A 20755-nucleotide genomic window follows, 5' to 3' on the forward strand; every position below is an offset into this window, starting at 1 on the left:
CAAAAGGAGCAAGGATGAAAAACTTTGTCTTTAAATTGGCTATGATCTGCCTATTCAGCGGATGCTATGCCGTATTTGTCGCCTGGGAAAATGGTGGATTCAGCCAGCTCCATGATTTTCAAGCAATAGAGAGCAACGGCATAAGCGTATACCTTCATCAAACCTCCCCCATAGCCATGCAGGCTGAAAAAAACGAGCTGTCGATTTTGCAAAACAACCAAAACAGCTTGGCCTCTTGTGTCGGCATTGAATCTTTATGCGAACAAGCCAAGCCAGGCATCTGGGTTGAGCATGCCAAATTCTTACAACACAAAGACACGGGCAAATTATTGGTACTTTCGTTGGACTATTTGGAAAACAATGACACCGCAAAAACCCTACACAACCGCTATACTGCATCGCTCCTACCCCAAGCAGACAGAACGGAGGCGTGGCATTATGCCTGGCGTACATTTCTAAGGTCAGTAACTTTCCTACTGCTCTTCAATTTACTGTCAATGATTTTTGCCCTATTTGAAAAAAAGACAACCGCAGCATAAAAACATGCCGTCTGAAAACATTTTCAGACGGCATGTTTCATTATCAAAGCTTAACGCGGATGAACCATATCGGCAGGAACGACCAGTTCGTCAAACTCTTCGCCTGTCAGTAAGCCCAGTTCGACGGCGGTTTCGCGCAGCGATTTGTCGTTTTTATAGGCGGTTTTGGCGACTTTGGCGGCGTTTTCGTAGCCGATTTTGCGGTTCAGCGCGGTAACGAGCATCAGGGAATGGTGCAGGAAATAGTCGATTTTTTCCGGCACGGGTTCGATGCCGACGGCGCAATGTTCGTTGAAGCTGTTGCACGCGTCGCCCAAGAGGCGGATGGATTGCAAGAGGTTGTAGGCGATAACGGGCATATAGACGTTCAGCTCGAAATTGCCCGACGCGCCCGCCATGCCGATGGCGACGTCGTTGCCGAACACTTGGCAGCACACCATGGTCATTGCTTCGCATTGGGTTGGGTTGACTTTGCCCGGCATGATGGACGAACCCGGCTCGTTTTCGGGGATTTTGATTTCGCCCAAACCGCAGCGCGGACCGCTCGCCAACCAGCGGATGTCGTTGGCGATTTTGTTCAGGCTTGCCGCCAGCGTTTTCAGTGCGCCCGAAGCGGCAACGGCGGCATCGCGTCCGCCCAAGGCTTCAAATTTGTTCGGCGCACTGACAAACGGCAGACCGGACAATTCAGCGAGTTTGGCGGCGGCTTTTTCGGCGTATTCGGGATGGCTGTTCAAGCCTGTGCCGACCGCCGTGCCGCCCAAAGCGAGTTCGTACAAACCTTTGAGCGCGTCGTTCAGACGGCCTAAGCCGTGGTCGAGCTGGGAAACGTAGCCGGAAAACTCTTGTCCCAAAGTCAGCGGCGTCGCGTCCTGCAAATGGGTGCGGCCGATTTTGACGATGGGGGCGAATGCTTTGGCTTTTTTGTCCAACGTGTCGCGCAGGGCTTTTACCGCCGGAATGAGGTGGCGGTTGATTTCAATCGCGGCGGCGACGTGGATGGCGGTCGGGAACGCGTCGTTGGTCGATTGCGCGTGGTTCACATGGTCGTTGGGATGGACGGGCTGGTACGCCGCCAAACCCGTACCGGCGATTTCGTTGGCGCGGTTCGCCAGCACTTCGTTCATGTTCATATTGGACTGCGTGCCGGAGCCGGTCTGCCAAACCACTAAAGGAAACTGCCCGTCGAGCTTGCCGTTCAACACGTCGTCCGCCGCCTGCGTAATCAAATCCGCCTGCTCAGGCTTAATCCTGCCGAGGGAAACATTGGTGGCGGCTGCGGCTTTTTTCACCAGCGCCAAAGCATAAATCAGCGGCTGCGGCAGGGTTTCGCCGCCGATTTTGAAATTGTTGCGGCTGCGCTGGGTCTGCGCGCCCCAATAGGCTTCGGACGGGACTTCGACATTGCCCATGGTGTCGTGTTCGGTACGGGTACTCATGCGTTTCTCCTATATTTAAATAGAAATAATAATGATTCGTAAAATTATTATAACCAGCAATAGGCCGTCTGAAAAGAGAGAGTTTTTTCAGACGGCCTATCTGCTTTATAAACGGAAAACACAAACGCAAGATGAAACTCAAATACAAACCTCGCCAACACTCCCCTCTTCTAAAAGTTTTTAGCCCGTATCGGCTTATGTTCAAAGCTAAAGCTTCCTTACCGACAATAAAGTTTTGTCGGCCTCAGACACTTTATCGTTTCTTTACTTTGCTTCTCTCTAAGAGCATAATAAATAAAAATGATTATCAGGATATAAATAATGAAACAAAACCATTTGATTTGCTTGTTAATGAGTAGTTTTGCCGCTGCAAACGGCTTTGCCGAAACCTTGGCAGACCCTGATGAAATCCAGCCTGTCAAAACCTTCTCCCCTCCCAAACCGATTGCCCCGACCGCCGCACAAGGCTATTTCCCTGAAAACCAGTTCGACCGCACTGACCGCAGCGATCATTACTTTGTTACCGAAAACATAGACCAAGCCTTCCGTCCGCTGAAAGCAAACAGCGGCTTTTACGGCAAAAGCTTTTACAATTCCGTTACCGCACAAGCGCGCGGGGCAAAGGTGTACGGCGTGGCCAACCTCAATCACACCAAGGCCAACGGCTATAAAGACGGCGACGGTAATCAGACCGATTGGAAATACAGCCGTTTTAATCAAGCTTTGGTACTCGGTTTTGTGCCGTCTGAAAATCAGGAATACCGTCTCACCTACCTACACGACGACATCAACAACGACCGCCAGCCGCAGTTCGTCAACGATGCATTGGATACCGAACGCCATATCGCCAAACTCAACGCGCGTTGGGGCAATGCCGATTTGAGCAATACGGTCAGCGCGGAAGCAGGCGTCATCAAACTCAAACGCCGCGCCGACAATTACTCCCTGCGCCAAAACAACACACCGCAGCAAGTGTTTGTAGAACTTGACCGCAAAGTGTATGATTCCTCGCTCAAACACGACGCGGACTTCGGCAAGTTCCACAACACGGCCGCCGTCAGCTATCGCAACGACAGCCAAAACGGCGAGCGCAACGCCCACACTCCCATGCGCGACTTCCTCAACGGCTACCGTTTCGCCGATGTGCACATCGACCGCTGGCGCATTGCCGATACCCTGTCTTACAAGTTTGACGACCGACACAAACTGGGCTTGGGTTTGAGCTACGAACTCAATGAAGCGGATGTTCGCAAAAATACGGCACAGCCCGCCCATCCGATGAACCGCAATCTCGCCTTCGCATCGGCGCAACAAATCTGGAAAACCCATTACGGCTGCGACTTCAACGGCAAAGTGCGCCGTCATGCCTTCTCAGGCGAACTCAAATACGATTTCACGCCGTCTGAAACGCAAAAATACAGCGTCTCCCTTGCTCACTTAGAACGAATCGGCGACAACACCGAACGCTTCAACTCGCTTGCCGCCATCGTGCAAAACCGCATGAACGGCGCGCTGATGAACCAAAACCCAGCCGCCGCCATCGCAGGCAATCCCCTGCTGAAAACCGAAAAACACAATCGCATCAAGCTCACCGCCGACAGCCGCAACGACTACTACAACGGCTACATGAACTCGTTGGCAGGCGCAGGCTGGAACGTAGGCGGCACACTTGTGGCGGACAAAGTCAAAGACCTGATTATTTTTGACCGCGCACACGGACAAAGCGGCACGGCTTCCAAAGGCGGCGGCATCATCACACGCAACGTGGATGCACGCCTGATTACCGCGCAGGCCTACGCGCGTTACAACTTCAATCCGCATTGGGCGGCAGGCATCAAAGCCACCTACAACTACGGACACAACGAAACCGACGGCAGGCCGCTCTATCAAATCCGTCCGTTTGAAGCAGCCGTCCAAGCCGACTACAAAAACTACTTTGCCCACGGCAGCTACAACATCGGCGCGGCAGCACGCTTTGTCGCCAAACAAACGCGCGGCGATTTTGACGCGGCAAGTGGTCTGGGTATAGACAAACGCGAAGCCGCCAAAGGCTTTACCGTTGCCGACGTGTACGCAGGCGTAAACATCAAAGACAAATACGGCTTGCGTTTAGGCGTGAACAACGTGTTCAACAAAAAATACGCCGAACACATCAGCGGCGACCACGTCCTCGCCCTGTCGCCCAGTGTGGTATATGCACCGGGTAGGACATATTGGTTGAGTTTGCACGCGGCGTTTTAAAATCAGGCCGTCTGAAAGAATGCCTGCATTGGCTTATTAAGAATTTAGGAGATAAAAAATGGATATGAAAAGACGCGATTTCTTAAAAATGACCGCCGCGCTGGCAGCCGCAGGCGTTTCGCCTTCATTGTTGGCTGCCGGTAAAGAACAATTTACCGTGTACGGCGCACCGGCAATGCCCAGCGTAACCATTGCCGTAGCGGCGTTGCAGGGCAAGCTGGCAAAGCAGGCGGACGTGTCGCTGAAAATCTGGCGTTCGCCCGACCAACTGCGCGCGGGCGTGGCGAGCGGACAATTTAAAGTCATGATGAGTCCGAGCAATGTCGGCGTGAACCTGCGCAACCAAGGGCAGAAAGTCGGCATGGTCAATATTTTGACCAACGGCATCACGCAGCTGATGTGCAAAGGCAGCGCGATTACCTCGCCGCAGGATTTGGTCGGCAAAAAAATCCTTGTGCCGTTTAAAAACGACATGCCCGACATCGTGCTGCAAGCCTTGCTGAAAAAACTGAAAATCGACGCGCACAAAGTCGGCATTACTTACACCGCCACGCCGCCCGAAGCAGTCGGACTGTTTTTAAGCAAGGACTACCACGCCGCCATCCTGCCCGAACCGATGGCGACCGCCAGCCTACTTAAAGGCAAAACCATGGGCGTAAACGTCGTGCGCGGTTTTGATTTGGTGAAAGCATGGGGACAGGCTTTTGACACCAAACCGCTGATTCCGATGGCGGGCATCATCGCCAACGAAGAATATTTCCACGCGCATAAGGCACAGTTCGACATCTTCCATCAGGATTTGAAAAACGCGCTCAACTGGATACTCGCCAACCGCCAAAGCGCGGCGAAAATCGGAAAAAACTACCTCCCCGCCCCCGAACCCGCCCTAGTCATGGGCTTAGACGGCGCGCGGCTGACGGTAACCAAAGGCAGTGAAGTAAAGAACGAGATTTTGAAGTTTTACGAAATCCTGATGCAGTTCAACCCGAAACTCTTGGGCGGCAAGCTGCCGGATAACGGGTTCTTCTTGGCTTAAAAGGGAAAGAGGTCGTTTGAAAAAGGGTAGGTTGTATTGGGGAATCCAATATACCCTTTTCAGACAACCTATCAGATAATAGTCAGAACAGCACACAAAAAGCCGTTATTCCCGCCTGTGCGGGAATGACGGTGGGTTGATAAACGTGAGTTGTTAAACCCAACCTACGCTTGCTAAAAAAATATTTAACGCCTCATTTTCAACAATAATTCTGCAATCGCTTGGCTAATTTCCAATCCAACTGCTAATTCAATCCATTTATACCGTCCAAATGGATTCACATCCAATAACCAAAACTCCCCATTTTTATCCACACACAAATCTAAGCAAGCATAGTCCAATTCAAAGTATTCTAGCACTTTCAATAACTTATTCTGAATATCAACCGGAATATCAAAGATTTTATGAATTGTATTTGGCAAATCATACGCACGCCAATCCAAATTACCAACAGGAGATTGACTGGCATCAATTTTGCAACCGAATATTTGTTTTCCAACCACAATCGCTCTGACATCAAAAACTTTATCAATTGCTTGCTGCAAAAACACAGGACATTCATTTTGCGTTTCAAATTGAGCAAAATCTGCTTGATTAACTTTTTTCACAAGCATCATCGTTTGCTCATTTTGATATTCCAAATAGATTTGGTGCATCGTTTTAATAACTACTTGCGGATATTTATTGAAAAATGTTTGGATATCCTGTTTATTATTACCAATTAACGTAGCAGGTGCACATATCCCTGCATTTTTTGCAGCCTGAAAAAAGTGAATTTTATTTTGCGCTGCTAACGCAGTAAAAATTTTCCGATTGATAAAAAATGATTTTTCCGCTAAATACGCATAAAAGCCATGTAAAGCCTCACGCCAAGTAAAATGCCAAAAATCTTTTTCATTAGAACTAACAAAACCTTTACGTGCATACAATGGCAATAGACAAAATACAGCAGAAATATCGTTTGCTTGAATGACTTGATTTTGCTGTGTAATCATCAGTTGATGAGGTGCGGAAAGATAAGAAAATTGCGTATTTAGCAAGGCTTCACGACTAGTATCTAAAATACTAACTGACTGTCCAGCCTGTTCTAAATGTTGATAAATAGAAGTTAAATGCGGGTCATCTGCACTACCAATGAGTAATTTCATTATTTTATCCTTTTATAAAAATAGGCTATTTAAAAAATTAAATAGCCTATTTATTACTTACTCACCAGTCCAATCGTCAGCTTGATTCTTACCGCTGAACGTAGCTGTTTTAATTTCAGTGCCATTTAAACCATTTTCAGGCTGCCACTTCCATTCTTGGTCCATATCAATGCTCGGATTAGCTTGCAGAAAATTTAAAGAAAAACTTTTTTCCATAAATAATACCTATTTAAAATTAATAAACTGTAAGATTGAATATAACTCATTGTTTAATTTGCCTAAAGTTGATTACTAACAAATAACTCCGCATATAAAAAAATAATTAGGCATTAAAACGATTCATTGTACCTATTCCAAACAAATTTAAGCAAGCATTTTTTACTGAAACATTTTAAAATAGCAATCATATAGGTTAGGTAACTAAGCACAACAGGATCATTGAATATCTGAAGGTTAAGCTTTGCTCCAACCTATAATCAAACCATCCCCACCAACCAACACTCAAACCATGATTAAAACCGACAAAATCCGCAAACCGCAGCCTGCGGTGTTTTACATCATCGACTACCTTTGGAGCGGCTTTGCCGGTCTGGGCGTGGCGATGGTGGTGGTGGCGTTGTGGGCGTGGGGCAGTGCCGTGTTCGGTGAGTTTATGCTGCCTGCGCCGGTGGAGGTGTTTCAAAAGTCTTTGGATTTATTGCAACATTTTCAGGAAAACGAAATCGGGATTTCGCTGTGGCGGTCGGTGGTAGGCATTTCGGTTGCGCTGGTGGCGGGATTGGCGGCGGGGCTGGTGGCGGGCAGTTTTAAGACGGCGATGGCGTTGCTCAAGCCTGTGATTACGGTTTTGTTGGCGATGCCGCCGATTATTTGGGTGGTGATGGCTCTGTTTTGGTTCGGTTTCGGCAATCCGAGCGTGCTGTTTACCATCATTGTGTTGGTTTCGCCGCTGACGTTTGCGAGTGCGGCGGTCGGGATGGCGAGTGTGAACAAGCAGCATGAGGAATTGTTTGACGCTTATAAATTAGGCCGTCTGAAAAAAATCCGTTATCTGTATATCCCGCATCTGACGGGTTATGTGATTTCCAGCGTTGGCGTGGCGGTGGCGATGGGGGTGAAGGTGGTGATTATGGCGGAACTCTTGGGCGCGAGCGAAGGCGTGGGCGCGCGGATTGCGGACGCGAGGGCGATGCTGGAGACTTCGACGGTGATGGCTTATGTGGTGTTGGTCATCGTGTTTGTGTCGCTGTTTGAATACCTGATTACCAAGCCTTTGGAAATTTTGTTTATGCCGTGGAGAAGATGATGCTCTGTCTTGAAAAAGTGCGTTTTGAAATTCTCCGCGACCCCATCGTGCGCGATTTCAGTTTGAACCTGCAACATGGCGAAGTGAAAGCCTTGTTCGGGCCGAGCGGCTGCGGCAAGACGACGGTTTTGCGGCTGATTGCGGGCTTGGAAACGCCGAAATCGGGCACGATACGCAATACTTTCCGCAAAACGGGTTTTCTGTTTCAGGAAAACCGCCTGCCGGAAAACCTGACCGCGATGCAGAATATCGCGATTTTTATGGACCAACCCGATGAAGGCGAAATCGTCGCGCTGGCGGCGAAAGTCGGGCTGACTGCGGGCGATTTGAACAAATATCCGACCGAGTTGTCCGGCGGCATGGCGAAACGGGTGGCGTTTTTGCGCCTGCTGCTGTGCGGCTGCGACCTTGCCTTGCTGGACGAACCGTTTGTCGGTTTGGACCGCGATTTACGCGATATTTTGGTCGCCATGTTGGTGGAAAAAATCGAGCGGCAGGGCATGGCGTGTATGCTGGTAACGCACGACCGCTTCGAAGCCGCACGCCTGAGCCATGAAATCATGCTGCTTTCCACTAAGGGCATGAACGTGCAAAACGTGATTACCCTGCCTACGCCGCTGTCCGAACGCGATTCGGCTTTTGAAGAAGCCGTGGTGGCAAGAGAGTTTCAGGGGATGCATTATTATGAGTGATTGGAATTTAAATTTCTGACAAACCTTGCGGTTCGTTGCCCTCTCACTAACCCTCTCCCACGGGGAAAGGGGATCAGGTTTCTCAAAATCAGAGAGCCGTAGAATTGGGAATTAGATGTCAGGTAAACCTGAAAATGTTCAGGCTCGGCAGCCCAATTCCCTCTCCCCGTGGGAGATGGCTAGGGAGAGGGTAAGCAAGCCGCAGGCTTGCCTCTTTAGCGAAAGATACGAATCTGTTATCCGAACGCGATTCGGTTTTTGAAAAAGCCGTGGTGCCAAGGGGGCAGGGGATTCATTATGAGGTGCTTTATGTTTTCGACTGTGATTACTGCTGCTGTTTTATATATTGCTACAGCAGTAGATTTGTTGGTAATACTATTAATATTTTTTGCTAGAGCAAATACTAGAAAAGAATATCGAGATATTTATATCGGACAATATTTAGGTTCTGTAATTTTAATATTAGTTAGTTTATTTCTAGCTTTTGTTTTGAATTATGTTCCGGAAAAATGGGTGTTGGGTTTATTAGGTTTAATACCGATTTACTTAGGTATTAAAGTTGCTATTTACGACGATTGTGAGGGCGAAAAAAGAGCTAAAAAAGAATTGGATGAAAAAGGGTTGTCAAAATTAGTCGGTATTGTTGCTTTGGTTACAGTTGCTAGTTGTGGTGCAGATAATATTGGACTTTTTGTTCCTTACTTTGTGACTTTAGATCTTGTCGACTTATTAGTTACTCTTCTTGTATTTTTAATATTGATTTTTGTTTTAGTATATACAGCACAAAGATTGGCTAATATTTCAGGTGTTGGTGAAATTGTAGAGAAGTTTAGTCGTTGGATAATGGCTGTTATTTATATTGGTTTAGGGTTATTTATTATTATTGAAAATAATACAATTCGAACAATAATATCAATAATATGAATGATACGGGCATTTGAGTATCTGACGAACCTTGCGGTTCGTTGCCCTCTCCCTAACCCTCTCCCACGGGGAGAGGGAATCAGGTTGCTGAAAATCAGAGAGCGCAGGATTGGGAATCGGATGGCAGGTAAACCTGAAAATGCTCGGGCTCGACAGCCTAATCCCCTCTCCCCGTGGGAGAGGGCTAGGGAGAGGGTAAGCAAGCCGCAGGCTTGCCTCTTTGGCGAAAGGTACGAATCTGTTGTCCGAAAGTGATTAGGTTTTTAAGAAGCCGTGGTGCCAAGGGAGTTTCAAGGGATTCATTATTATGAGTGATACGGGAAAAGAAGCGTCCGAAGAATCATGTGATTTTCGGACGACAAGAAATTTTTATCTTCATTTAATAATATAAATGTGATTTATTGGCTTCAATTACTCTGACATTGATAGTTTATAGATACCAAATTGTGAACACAGCCTAGTGTTGGGTCAAATTGTAGACATTGTCTTGTTGCACCACTAAATTTTTCAGCAGAAGAATAACCCCATGACTGACATCTTTGCAACGCAGTTTGTGTTGCTTTTGCTTCATCAATTATGGGTTGTTGAAACATGGTATATTCGTAACTTAAAGTAACTATACCATCAGCCTTGCTTCCTCCTGTTGGCTGAGGAGTAATATTTACAGGTGTGACACAAGCAGTAACGCCGAGTAAAACAAAAGTATAAATAATAAACTTCATCAATATTCTCCGTTATGTAAATAACGTAAATGGTAACATAAAAAACTCACCAAAGTTACACTTATTCTAAAATATCTTAACTTTTCCTTTCTGTAAGTTGCATTGTAATAGAGTTCAACATTAATGGATAAATGGCAAACCTTCTTCACCCACCCTATGCGGCCGTTTTTCGTCGGCGCGGCGGTGCTTGCCATACTCGGCGCGTTGGTGTTTTTCATCAGCCCCGGCGCCATCGTCTCGCACCGCCAAATCTTCTTAGAACTCATGCTGCCTGCGGCATACGGCGGTTTCCTGACTGCTGCGATGCTCGAATGGACGGGTTATAAAGGTCGTCTGAAACCCGTTGCTACCGTCTTGGCAGTGTTGTTGCTCGCCGCATCCGCCCTGCTGCCGTTTGCGCCGCAAACCGCTTCGTTTTTCGTCGCCGCCTATTGGCTGGTGTTGCTGCTATTCTGCGCTTGGCTGATTTGGCTCGACCGCAACACCGACAACTTCGCCCTGCTGATGCTGCTTGCCGCGTTCACCGTTTTTCAGACGACCTATGCCGTCAGCGGCGATTTGAACCTGCTGCGCGCGCAAGTGCATCTGAACATGGCGGCGGTCATGTTCGTATCCGTCCGCGTCAGCGTCCTTTTGGGCGCGGAAGCCCTCAAAGAATGCCGTCTGAAAGACCCCGTATTCATCCCCAACGTCGTCTATAAAAACATCGCCATCACCTTCCTGCTGCTGCACGCCGCCGCCGAACTTTGGCTGCCCGCGCAAACCGCCGGTTTTACCGCGCTCGCCGTCGGTTTCATCCTGCTCGCCAAGCTGCGCGAACTGCACCATCATGAACTCCTGCGCAAACACTACGTCCGCACCTATTACCTGCTCCAGCTTTTTGCCGCCGCAGGCTATCTGTGGACAGGCGCGGCGAAACTGCAAAACCTGCCCACCTCCGCGCCCCTGCACCTGATTACCCTCGGCGGCATGATGGGCGGCGTGATGATGGTGTGGCTCACCGCCGGACTGTGGCACAGCGGCTTTACCAAACTCGACTACCCTAAACTCTGCCGCATCGCCGTTCCCATCCTCTTTTCCGCAGCCGTCTCGCGCGCTGTTTTAATGAACGTGAATCCGATATTATTCATCACCGTCCCCGCGATTCTGACCGCCGCCGTGTTCGTGCTTTATCTGTTGACGTTCGTACCGATCTTTCGGGCGAATGCGTTTACGGATGATCCGGAATAAAACAAAAGGCCGTCTGAAAGTTTCAGACGGCCTTTTGTTTTAAATAAACGCTTTATTTGTTGGCGTTCAAATAAAGATTAATCAGACGTGTAGTCGAGCTGTCGTGTTTTTGCACTTCGGTCTCGCCGGTCAATTCGGCAAGAATGGTTTTGGCCAGTTGTTTGCCGAGCTCTACGCCCCATTGGTCAAAGCTATTGATGCCCCAAATAATGCCTTGAACAAAAGTTTTGTGTTCGTACATGGCAATCAGGCTGCCCATATTGCGCGGGTTGATTTTGTCCATGAGGATGAGGTTGGTCGGACGGTTGCCGGAGAAGGTTTTGTGCGGAACCAGCTCTTCGATACGTGCTTCGTCCATGCCTTGTGCTTGAAGCTCGGCGCGTACTTCGTCAGGCGTTTTGCCGCGCATAAAAGCTTCAGCTTGGGCAAAAACGTTGGCCAGCAGGATTTCGTGGTGGCCGCGCAGGTTGCTGCGTTTTTCAAGGGAGGCAATCAGGTCAATCGGCGTGATGTGCGTACCTTGGTGCAGCAGTTGGAAAAACGCGTGCTGGCCGTTGATACCGGTTTCACCCCAAATAATCGGGGAAGTTTCGTAACCGACCGGTTTACCGTCAAGGGTAACTTGTTTGCCGTTACTCTCCATGTCGAGCTGCTGGATGAATTTGGGCAGGCGGTGGAGATGTTGGTCGTAAGGCGCGATAACGTGGCTGCCGCCGCCGTAGTAGTTGATGTACCAGATGCCGATGAGGGCGAGGATGACGGGCATGTTGCGCTCCAGCGGCGTATTGATGAAGTGTTGGTCCATCAGGTGTGCGCCGTTGAGCATTTCGATGAAGTTTTCTTCGCCGAGGTACAACATAATCGGCAGGCCGATGGCCGACCACAGGCTGTATCGTCCGCCGACCCAGTCCCAAAATTCAAACATATTGGCGGTATCGATACCGAATTCGGCAACGGCTTTTTGGTTGGTCGATACGGCAACGAAGTGTTTGGCCACGGCGCTTTCATCGCCTGCATGATCCAAGAACCATTTACGCGCGGTCAGGGCGTTGGTCAGGGTTTCTTGGGTGGTGAAGGTTTTGGAAGCAATGATGAAGAGGGTGGTTTCAGGGTGGACTTTAGACAATACATCGCGCAGTTGGGAGCCATCCACGTTGGAGACGAAGTGCATATTCAGGCGCGGATGACCGAAAGGCTTGAGCGCGGTACACATCATCAGAGGGCCGAGGTCGGAGCCGCCGATACCGATGTTGACGACATCAGTAATGACTTGATTGGTGTAGCCCAACCAGCTGCCGCTGCGGACTTCGTGTGCGAACTCGCCCATGCGTTGCAGGACATGGTTGACCTTAGGCATGACATCCTCGCCATCCACGACGATCGGGGCATTGGTGCGGTTGCGCAGGGCAACGTGGAGTACGGCGCGGTTTTCTGTCGTATTGATTTTTTCGCCGTGGAACATTTGCTGCATCCGTTCCGGCACGCCTGCTTCACGCGCCAACTCGAACAAAAGCGACATGGTTTCGTCGTTGATACGGTTTTTAGAATAATCCAAAGTCAGGCCGCCAACCTGCAGCCAGTAGCGCTCGGCACGTTCGGGATCTTGCTCGAACATTTCGCGCATGTGTTGTTCTTTGGTTTCGTCAAAATGTATCCATAATTTTGACCAAGCTGGTAAATCGTGAAGGTGTTTCATCGGATGCTCTCCTGGATAGTGGACAGTTTTGTTGAGAAAACGGCCGTGAGGTCGTCTGAAACGGGAACGGGGTGGTTTCCGTTTTTTGAGGTTTCAGACGGCCTTGATGTGGGTTGGGGCCGTCTGAATATATCAGTGAAGAATCAATCTTTATCGTATTCGATGTGTTTGTTATGTATGCTTTTTTTACTTTTTTGCAGTTGCGTGCTGGCAGTGTCGCCCAAACGCAAGGCCAAGCCGATGGCAAGAATATCGATAACGGCCAGCTGCAGAAGACGGGACACCATAGGCGTATAAAGCTCGGCATTTTCCTGAGTGGCAATGCTCAATACGCAGTCGGCCATTTGGGCCAACGGCGAATCATTGCGGGTCAGCGCGATAACGGCTGCGCCATTTTCTTTGGCGATACTGGCCGCATCCAATAATTCGATAGATGAACCGGTATTGGAAATCGCCACCAACACATCCTGTTCGGTCAACACGGAAGCCGCCATCAACTGGGTATGCGTATCGACATAGGCGACGGTGGACATACCGAAGCGGAAGAATTTGTGTTGCGCATCTTGGGCAACGATGCCGGAGTTGCCGACACCATAAAACTCAACGCGTCGCGCGTGCATCAGAATAGCAATCGCGTTTTCCAGCTCGGATTCTTTCAGGAAGCGACGCTCGCCCAAAAGGGAGGCTGCGGCATTGCCCAATACTTTTTCGACCACGCTGCTCATGTTGTCATCGGCGTTCAATTCTTCATGAACGTATGGCATACCTTCATGACCGATGCTGGCAGACAAAGCGAGTTTGAACTCAGGCAAGCCTTTGTAACCCAAGCTACGGCAGAAACGGATTACAGTCGGCTGACTAACGGAGGCACGCTCGGCGATTTCGGCCACTGCGGCATGAACGAACCATTTCGGCTCGGCCAACGCAGATTCGGCAACTTTGCGTTCTGCGCCGGAGAGATTGGACAATGATTCGCTGATTTTGCTTAACATATACTCTACCCTTTGATTCTTTGACGTTCAGGACAAGGTACATTTTCGTACCCTGCCCTGCACCGCCGTTTGTGTGTTTAAACGTTATTTAAATGATTGTCTAATGCGACCGCCGCGCCGACGATGCCCGGAAATTCGCTCAATACGACATACACGGGAATGGCGGCAAGATAAGCTTCAAAGCGGCCTTTATTTTCAAAGCGGCTGCGGAATGGAGACGTTTTAAAGTAATCCAACACGCGCGGGATAATCCCGCCGCACAAATACACGCCGCCGCGCGCGCCCAAAGTCAAAGCTAAATTGGAAGCAACCGTACCCAGCATGGCGCAGAAAATATCCAAAGTCTGACGACAAATCGGTGATGTTCCGCTCAATGCCTTATCGGTGATTTCAGAGGGTTTCAGACGGCATTGTTTGATGTTGTCGCGTTTGGCCAATGCCTCGTAAATCAGGCTCAAACCTGCGCCGCTCAAAAAACGCTCGGCAGAAACATGACCGTATTTGTTTTTAGCGTATTGCCAAATCAACACTTCCATATCGTCAAACGGCGGGAAGCTGGCATGGCCGCCCTCGCCTGCCAACGCCACCCAGCCGGCAGCGCTGTGCACCAACCCGCTGACGCCCAAACCAGTACCCGGACCGATAACGGCTTTAGGCGCAAATTCGATTGGTTTTTGACCGCCGATTTGTATCAAGTCTTTCTTATCGGTTTGTGTTACCGCCAAAGCTTGGGCGGTAAAGTCGTTCAACAGAATCAACGTTTCAAAACCCAAAGCCTGACGGGTGGTTTCGATGGAGAATGCCCAGTGGTGGTTGGTCATCTGCACCCAGTCGCCCAAAATCGGATTGGCAATCGCAAAGGCGGCGTGCAAAACTTTCGGGCTGCCTGCGCGTTCCAAATAAATTTTGACGGCATCGACGATGGTGTCGTAATCCTTGCAAGGCAAGACTTCAGCTTTTTCAATGACCTGTGGTGCAGTTTCAAGTGCAAAACGGGCATTCGTACCGCCGATATCGGCGACCAAACGAGGATAAGCCTCAGTGTGCATAGTAGACATGGCAGTTAATTCCTTGGTGATTGAGAATCAGACTGGTCGGATATTCGGTGTCAGCCCTTGCAGCAGCCTTATCGAATACCGCTTTTTTCTCTGCGCCTTGAATAGCCAAAAATACATTCGGCGTTTTGGCAATCGCACCCAAAGTCATGCTCACACGCTCATGCGGTGCGGTAACCGGCGTAGTATGAATCAATGTTGGATCATTAGCTTCATTGATTGCGGCCTGTAATTGAGGCGCTTGAGGGAACAACGACGCCGTATGCCCGTCTCCGCCCATGCCCAACACCAGCACGTCAGGTTGCTTATAATATTTCAATGCGTAAGCAACGACAACTTCAGGTTGTAATTCAGTTTCAGACTTTCCGTCTTCAACAACAGGAATCCATGTGGCAACGGCCGCATTATTTTTGAGCAGATATTCGCGTACCAAGCCTGTATTGCTGTCGGCATGCGTGGTCGGAACAATACGCTCGTCCACCAAAGTAATGCCGACATTTTGCCAATCTAAATCTTTTTGCGACAAAGCCTCGAAAAACGCAATCGGCGAACGACCGCCGGAAACAGCCAAAACCGCATGGCCTTTCTCATTCAACGCGGTTTGTAATGCGGCGGCAACGGCATCGGCGAGAGCTTGCGCGGCAGTTGCAGCGTTTTCTTGTTCGTGCCAAACAAACATGTTTCGTCCTTTCATGGTTTCAGACGGCCTTTTGTTGGAAAACAAGGCCGTCTGAAAGAAATATTATTGCTCTTCGTGCCACTTGTTGCCGTCACGGGCCAACAACGCGCGCGCAGCTTCAGGACCCCAAGAATGGGCTTCGTAAGCATGTGGAGGCGTTGTATTGTTCGCCCAGTTTTCCAAAATCGGCATCACATATTCCCAAGCGGCTTCGAGTTCGTCACGACGGTTGAACAAAGCGAGTTTGCCGTTAATCACATCCAGCAGCAGACGCTCATAAGCCTCGGCGCGGCGGCCCTCTACGGCTGTGCCCAAGTCCACACCAATCGGCGTAACTTCGACTTTGTTGCCTGCACCCGGGGTTTTCACTTGAGTGTAAAGGCGGATGGATTCGGTCGGTTGTAGTTCAATAACCAAACGATTCGGCGCAGGTTGGCTGTTGTCAAAAATATGGTTTTGCAGCGGACGGAAGTTCAACACGATTTCCGCCACTTTGCCTGCCATGCGTTTGCCGGTACGCAGGTAGAAAGGTACGCCTTTCCAGCGTTCGTTTTCGATTTCGGCCTTGATGGCGACATAGGTTTCAGTGAAACTGTCTTTCGGTACATCGACTTCTTCCAGATAGCCGTTCATGCCGTTTGCTGCAACATATTGGCCGCGAATAACATTTTCGTTAACGGATTCGATAGTCAGCGGTTTCAGCGATTTGATGACTTTCACTTTTTCATCGCGTACGGCATCGGCATCCAAGCTCGCCGGTGCTTCCATCGCAGTCATACAAAGCATTTGCATCAAGTGGTTTTGCACCATATCGCGCAACGCGCCGGTAATGTCGTAAAACTCGCCGCGTTCTTCTACGCCTAACTGCTCGGCGATGGTCAGCTGTACGCTTTCAATATATTTGTTGTTCCACAAAGGCTCGAACATCACATTGGCAAAACGCAAGGCCAACAGGTTTTGCAGACTTTCTTTACCCAGATAATGGTCGATACGGTAGATTTGTTCTTCTTTGAAATAACGGGCTACATCTGTATTGATTTGTTGGGAAGAGGCCAAGTCCGTACCCAACGGTTTTTCCAAAACCACGCGCACGTTATCGGCATTCAAACCGATTTCGGCAAGGTTTTCACAGGCTTGCGCAAAGAATTTCGGCGCAGTTGAGAGGTAGATCACGACATTTTCAGTATTCTTGCGTGCTTTTACCAAGTCGCCCAAGGCAATGAAATCGCCTTTCTCTGTGACATCGACTTTTAAATACTCGATACGTTGGATAAACGACGCCCACGCTTCATCTGAGAAGTTTTGTTTGACATGGATTTTAGAATTCGTTTCCACTTTAGACAAAAAGCCGGCGGTATCCAATTCGCTGCGGCTTACACCCAAAATACGACCTTCGGGATGAAGCAAACCGGCTACATGCGCCTGATACAGGCAAGGCAAAAGTTTACGCATTGCCAAATCGCCGGTCGCGCCAAACAACACCAAATCAAAATTTGTCTGTGTACTCATCGTTTCATCTCTCGTTGAGGAAGCTTGCTTCAAAACTCTTGGACTGTCGTCATCCATAAAAATCAATTAAAATCAAAAGCCTTTAAGCAATAAGCAGTAAAAAACCAATCGCCCGCACCAAAATTTCAAACAAGCGGGCTAGTGAGTAGTAATACTACACATGGCTACAGATTTTGTCCATTCTCATTTTTACAAATTGTTTGATTTAACATAAAAGTTTGATGACTTTTGCAGCCTGCCATTTTACAAATTGACTATACCTCGATTTAAATCAAATTTCTTCCACTTAGCGAATTATTCTGTAACAAAATTACAGAATTTGTACTATAATACGCAGACACTTCGAAGAGAAATCTTCAACATTTCAGACGGCACTCATTATTTATTCCCACAGCTCCAGGCCGTCTGAAAAACACCCAATACAAAAATCAGAAACGCGCAAACAAAATCCCTATCATATCGTTTTGCCAGGAGACAGCACATGACCCCCACTCCTATCCACCCCAAGCTCGCCGAAATCACCGAGCGCATCATCGAACGCAGTCGTCCGACCCGCGAAAAATATCTGGCGAAAATCCGTAGTGCCAAACAGATGGGACGCTTAGAGCGCAACCAGCTCGGCTGCAGCAATTTGGCGCACGGCTACGCCTCCATGCCCAAAAGCATCAAAATCGAAATGCTTCAGGACACCGTTCCCAACTTAGGCATCATTACTGCCTACAACGACATGGTTTCCGCACACCAGCCGTTTAAAGACTTCCCTGATCAAATCAAAGACGAAACACAGAAAAACGGCGCGACCGCCCAAGTCGCCGGCGGTACGCCTGCCATGTGCGACGGTATTACCCAAGGCTATGCCGGTATGGAATTGTCACTGTTCTCCCGTGACGTGATTGCCATGAGTACCGCCATCGGCCTGTCGCACCAAATGTTCGACGGCAGCCTGTTTATGGGCGTGTGCGACAAAATCGTTCCGGGCCTGATGATCGGCGCTTTGTCTTTCGGCCATATTCCGGGCATCTTCGTTCCGGCAGGCCCGATGTCCAGCGGCATAGGCAATAAAGAAAAAGCCCGTACCCGCCAGCTTTTTGCCGAAGGTAAAGTCGGTCGCGATGCCTTGCTTGAAAGCGAAATGGGCTCTTACCACAGCCCGGGTACTTGTACTTTCTACGGTACCGCCAACTCCAACCAAATGATGATGGAAATGATGGGCGTGCACCTGCCTGCAGCCGCCTTTGTCCACCCTTATACCGACCTGCGCGAAGCACTGACCCGCTACGCAGCCGGACACCTCGCGCGCGGCATCAAAAACGGCACCATCAAACCCTTGGGCGAAATGTTGACCGAAAAATCCTTCATCAACGCCCTGATCGGCCTGATGGCAACCGGCGGCTCGACCAACCACACCATGCACCTCGTTGCTATGGCGCGTGCCGCAGGCGTGATTTTGAACTGGGACGACTTCGACGAAATTTCTTCCATCATCCCATTGCTGATCCGTGTGTACCCCAACGGCAAAGCCGACGTGAACCACTTTACCGCGGCAGGCGGCCTGCCTTTCGTTATCCGCGAATTGCTGGACGCAGGCCTGTTGCACGACGATGTCGATACCGTCGTCGGACACGGAATGCGCCACTACACCAAAGAGCCTTTCCTCATCGACGGCAAACTTGAATGGCGCGAAGCCCCCGAAACCAGCGGCAACGACGACATCCTGCGCAAAGCCGACAACCCGTTCTCCCCCGACGGCGGTTTGCGCCTGATGAAAGGCAACATCGGACGCGGCGTGATTAAAGTGTCCGCCGTACGCGAAGGCTGCCGCATCATCGAAGCGCCCGCCATCGTGTTCAACGACCAACGCGAAGTGTTGGCGGCATTTGAACGCGGCGAGCTGGAACGCGATTTCGTCTGCGTCGTCCGCTACCAAGGCCCGCGCGCCAACGGTATGCCCGAGTTACACAAACTGACCCCGCCGTTGGGTATCCTGCAAGACCGCGGCTTCAAAGTGGCGTTGCTGACTGACGGCCGCATGTCCGGCGCGTCCGGTAAAGTTCCGGCCTCCATCCACATGACACCTGAAGCCTTGATGGGCGGCAACATCGCCAAAATCCGTACCGGCGACCTGATCCGCTTCGACTCCGTTACCGGCGAACTCAACGTCCTGATCAACGAAGCCGAATGGAACGCCCGCGAAGTCGAGCGCATCGACTTGAGCGCCAACCAACAAGGCTGCGGCCGCGAACTCTTCGCCAACTTCCGCAGCATGACCAGCAGCGCAGAAACCGGTGCCATGAGCTTCGGCGGCGAATTTGCCTAAACCCTTTTCAGACGGCCTTTTAAAACAAACAGGCCGTCTGAAACCATGTTAACGACCCTATTACGATACAGTCCCCAACGGAGACCTAAAATGTCTAAACTGACCCCTCGTGAAATTCTGACTGCCGGCGCAGTTGTGCCTGTGATGGCGATTGACGACTTGAGTACTGCCGTCGATTTATCCCATGCCCTTGTCGAAGGCGGCATTCCTACCCTCGAAATCACCCTGCGTACCCCTGTCGGCCTCGACGCCATCCGCCTGATTGCCAAAGAAGTGCCCAACGCCATTGTCGGTGCGGGTACGGTAACCAATCCCGAACAGCTCAAAGCCGTCGAAGATGCAGGCGCGGTTTTCGCCATCAGCCCGGGTTTGCACGAATCCCTCGCCAAAGCCAGCCACAACAGCGGCATCCCCCTGATTCCCGGCGTTGCCACTCCGGGCGAAGTCCAACTGGCTTTGGAACACGGCATCGATACCCTCAAACTCTTCCCTGCCGAAGTCGTTGGCGGCAAAGCCATGCTCAAAGCCCTCTACGGCCCTTATGCTGATGTTCGCTTCTGCCCGACCGGCGGCATCAGCCTGGCAACTGCACCCGAGTACTTGGCACTACCTAATGTCTTGTGCGTCGGCGGCTCATGGCTAACTCCGAAAGAAGCCATCAAAAACAAAGACTGGGATACCATCACCCGTCTGGCTCGCGAAGCTGCCGCTTTAAAACCAAAAGCCTAATTAAGGTTATAAGGTTAAAAAAGGCCGTCTGAAATCATATTCAGACGGCCTTTTTTTACTGCAAGCATACCGAATTAAGCATTATTCGGCTTAATATTTATCCTAACTAGCGGCATTAACACACAAAGATTCAATCTTACCCGCGCGTGGGAAGCGGATGGTGTAACGTCCTTTTTGATTGATTTCGGCAAAGCTGAAGCGGTTTTCAGGTGCATCTCCATCAGCCCCTACTTCCAAAGCAATCCGTTTGCCTTTCGGGTCTTTTACAACGACACTGGGACTGACAGGCGCGAACGAAAGCACTAAACCGGCATCTGCCGAACTATTAAAACCAAACACTTGGCCACGTTTAACCTGTAAGGGTTGGTCAATGCAGCCTGTTTCGTTCAGAGGCAGCATTTTTTCAGCAGAGGCAAATGCCGCGCTCCCTAACCCTAAGGCAACAATCAGAGAAAAGCTCAAATATTTCATATAATTTCCTTTTAGAATTGAAATTTAAAT

The 20755-nt window shown here is 49.8% G+C and carries 19 protein-coding genes; 9 read left to right on the forward strand and 10 right to left on the reverse strand.

The features are described from left to right. Nucleotides 1-14 precede the first annotated feature (14 nt). The gene (locus O3660_RS09830; protein ID WP_049352105.1) at nt 15-539 is read left to right on the forward strand and encodes a hypothetical protein; all 525 of its coding nucleotides are present in this window, start codon (nt 15-17) and stop codon (nt 537-539) included. A gap of 50 nt (nt 540-589) precedes the next feature. On the opposite strand, the gene fumC is transcribed toward O3660_RS09830, so the two are convergent. Continuing rightward, on the reverse strand, nt 590-1978 hold the full coding sequence (gene fumC, locus O3660_RS09835) for a class II fumarate hydratase (protein WP_371464914.1): 1389 nt from the start codon (nt 1976-1978) through the stop codon (nt 590-592). 321 nt (nt 1979-2299) lie between these two features. Between fumC and O3660_RS09840 the strand changes: the two genes are divergently transcribed. Then, on the forward strand, nt 2300-4219 hold the full coding sequence (locus tag O3660_RS09840; protein ID WP_371464916.1) for a TonB-dependent receptor: 1920 nt from the start codon (nt 2300-2302) through the stop codon (nt 4217-4219). A 58-nt stretch (nt 4220-4277) separates the two neighbouring features. Beyond that, a complete protein-coding gene (locus O3660_RS09845; protein WP_003675852.1) occupies nt 4278-5255 on the forward strand; it encodes an ABC transporter substrate-binding protein in 978 nt (325 codons plus the stop codon). A gap of 185 nt (nt 5256-5440) precedes the next feature. Here O3660_RS09845 and O3660_RS09850 read toward each other — a convergent pair whose 3' ends face one another. Both O3660_RS09850 and O3660_RS09855 read right to left on the reverse strand, forming a co-directional pair. Beyond that, a complete protein-coding gene (locus O3660_RS09850; protein WP_371464917.1) occupies nt 5441-6403 on the reverse strand; it encodes a RimK family alpha-L-glutamate ligase in 963 nt (320 codons plus the stop codon). A 57-nt stretch (nt 6404-6460) separates the two neighbouring features. Further along, nucleotides 6461-6619 carry a hypothetical protein gene (locus O3660_RS09855; RefSeq protein ID WP_167480302.1) on the reverse strand — a complete coding sequence of 53 codons (159 nt, stop codon included), beginning with the start codon at nt 6617-6619 and terminating at the stop codon, nt 6461-6463. A 292-nt stretch (nt 6620-6911) separates the two neighbouring features. Here O3660_RS09855 and O3660_RS09860 point away from each other — a divergent pair, with 292 nt between their 5' ends. The 3 genes from O3660_RS09860 (at nt 6912) to O3660_RS09870 (ending at nt 9325) form a co-directional block, all read left to right on the forward strand. Then, a complete protein-coding gene (locus O3660_RS09860) occupies nt 6912-7709 on the forward strand; it encodes an ABC transporter permease (RefSeq protein ID WP_371464925.1) in 798 nt (265 codons plus the stop codon). Next, a complete protein-coding gene (locus O3660_RS09865) occupies nt 7709-8401 on the forward strand; it encodes an ATP-binding cassette domain-containing protein (protein ID WP_371464926.1) in 693 nt (230 codons plus the stop codon). The genes O3660_RS09860 and O3660_RS09865 overlap by 1 nt, the downstream gene beginning before the upstream one ends. A 309-nt stretch (nt 8402-8710) precedes the next feature. After that, complete coding sequence (locus O3660_RS09870; protein WP_003703682.1) at nt 8711-9325, forward strand: CadD family cadmium resistance transporter; 615 nt, start codon at nt 8711-8713, stop codon at nt 9323-9325. A 407-nt stretch (nt 9326-9732) separates the two neighbouring features. Here the strand turns inward: O3660_RS09870 and yecR are convergent, their stop codons facing one another. After that, nucleotides 9733-10047 (reverse strand): YecR family lipoprotein, encoded by a 315-nt coding sequence (gene yecR / locus O3660_RS09875; RefSeq protein WP_080974673.1) that lies wholly within the window; start codon nt 10045-10047, stop codon nt 9733-9735. Nucleotides 10048-10203: 156 nt separating this feature from the next. Between yecR and O3660_RS09880 the strand changes: the two genes are divergently transcribed. Then, complete coding sequence (locus tag O3660_RS09880; protein WP_152333340.1) at nt 10204-11277, forward strand: NnrS family protein; 1074 nt, start codon at nt 10204-10206, stop codon at nt 11275-11277. Nucleotides 11278-11329: 52 nt separating this feature from the next. Here O3660_RS09880 and pgi read toward each other — a convergent pair whose 3' ends face one another. The 5 genes from pgi to zwf form a co-directional block, all read right to left on the reverse strand. Continuing rightward, on the reverse strand, nt 11330-12973 hold the full coding sequence (pgi, locus tag O3660_RS09885; protein ID WP_049352086.1) for a glucose-6-phosphate isomerase: 1644 nt from the start codon (nt 12971-12973) through the stop codon (nt 11330-11332). A gap of 143 nt (nt 12974-13116) precedes the next feature. Then, entirely contained in the window at nt 13117-13965 is an 849-nt protein-coding gene (hexR, locus tag O3660_RS09890) for a DNA-binding transcriptional regulator HexR (protein WP_049352085.1), read from the reverse strand. A 77-nt stretch (nt 13966-14042) separates the two neighbouring features. Next, a complete protein-coding gene (locus O3660_RS09895; RefSeq protein WP_049352081.1) occupies nt 14043-15023 on the reverse strand; it encodes a glucokinase in 981 nt (326 codons plus the stop codon). After that, a complete protein-coding gene (pgl, locus tag O3660_RS09900) occupies nt 15004-15699 on the reverse strand; it encodes a 6-phosphogluconolactonase (RefSeq protein ID WP_049352078.1) in 696 nt (231 codons plus the stop codon). Before pgl ends, O3660_RS09895 begins: the two co-directional genes overlap by 20 nt. Nucleotides 15700-15762: 63 nt before the next feature. After that, nucleotides 15763-17208 carry a glucose-6-phosphate dehydrogenase gene (gene zwf / locus O3660_RS09905; RefSeq protein WP_049352076.1) on the reverse strand — a complete coding sequence of 482 codons (1446 nt, stop codon included), beginning with the start codon at nt 17206-17208 and terminating at the stop codon, nt 15763-15765. A gap of 481 nt (nt 17209-17689) precedes the next feature. Between zwf and edd the strand changes: the two genes are divergently transcribed. Next, entirely contained in the window at nt 17690-19525 is a 1836-nt protein-coding gene (gene edd, locus O3660_RS09910; protein WP_049352074.1) for a phosphogluconate dehydratase, read from the forward strand. Between the two features lie 90 nt (nt 19526-19615). Further along, nucleotides 19616-20254 (forward strand): bifunctional 4-hydroxy-2-oxoglutarate aldolase/2-dehydro-3-deoxy-phosphogluconate aldolase, encoded by a 639-nt coding sequence (locus O3660_RS09915; RefSeq protein ID WP_003745733.1) that lies wholly within the window; start codon nt 19616-19618, stop codon nt 20252-20254. Nucleotides 20255-20356: 102 nt separating this feature from the next. On the opposite strand, the gene O3660_RS09920 is transcribed toward O3660_RS09915, so the two are convergent. After that, a complete protein-coding gene (locus O3660_RS09920; protein WP_049350704.1) occupies nt 20357-20725 on the reverse strand; it encodes a hypothetical protein in 369 nt (122 codons plus the stop codon). Between the last annotated feature and the right edge of the window lie 30 nt (nt 20726-20755).

The sequence above is a fragment of the Neisseria sp. 27098_8_139 genome, assembly GCF_041433195.1.
Lineage (GTDB): Bacteria > Pseudomonadota > Gammaproteobacteria > Burkholderiales > Neisseriaceae > Neisseria > Neisseria subflava.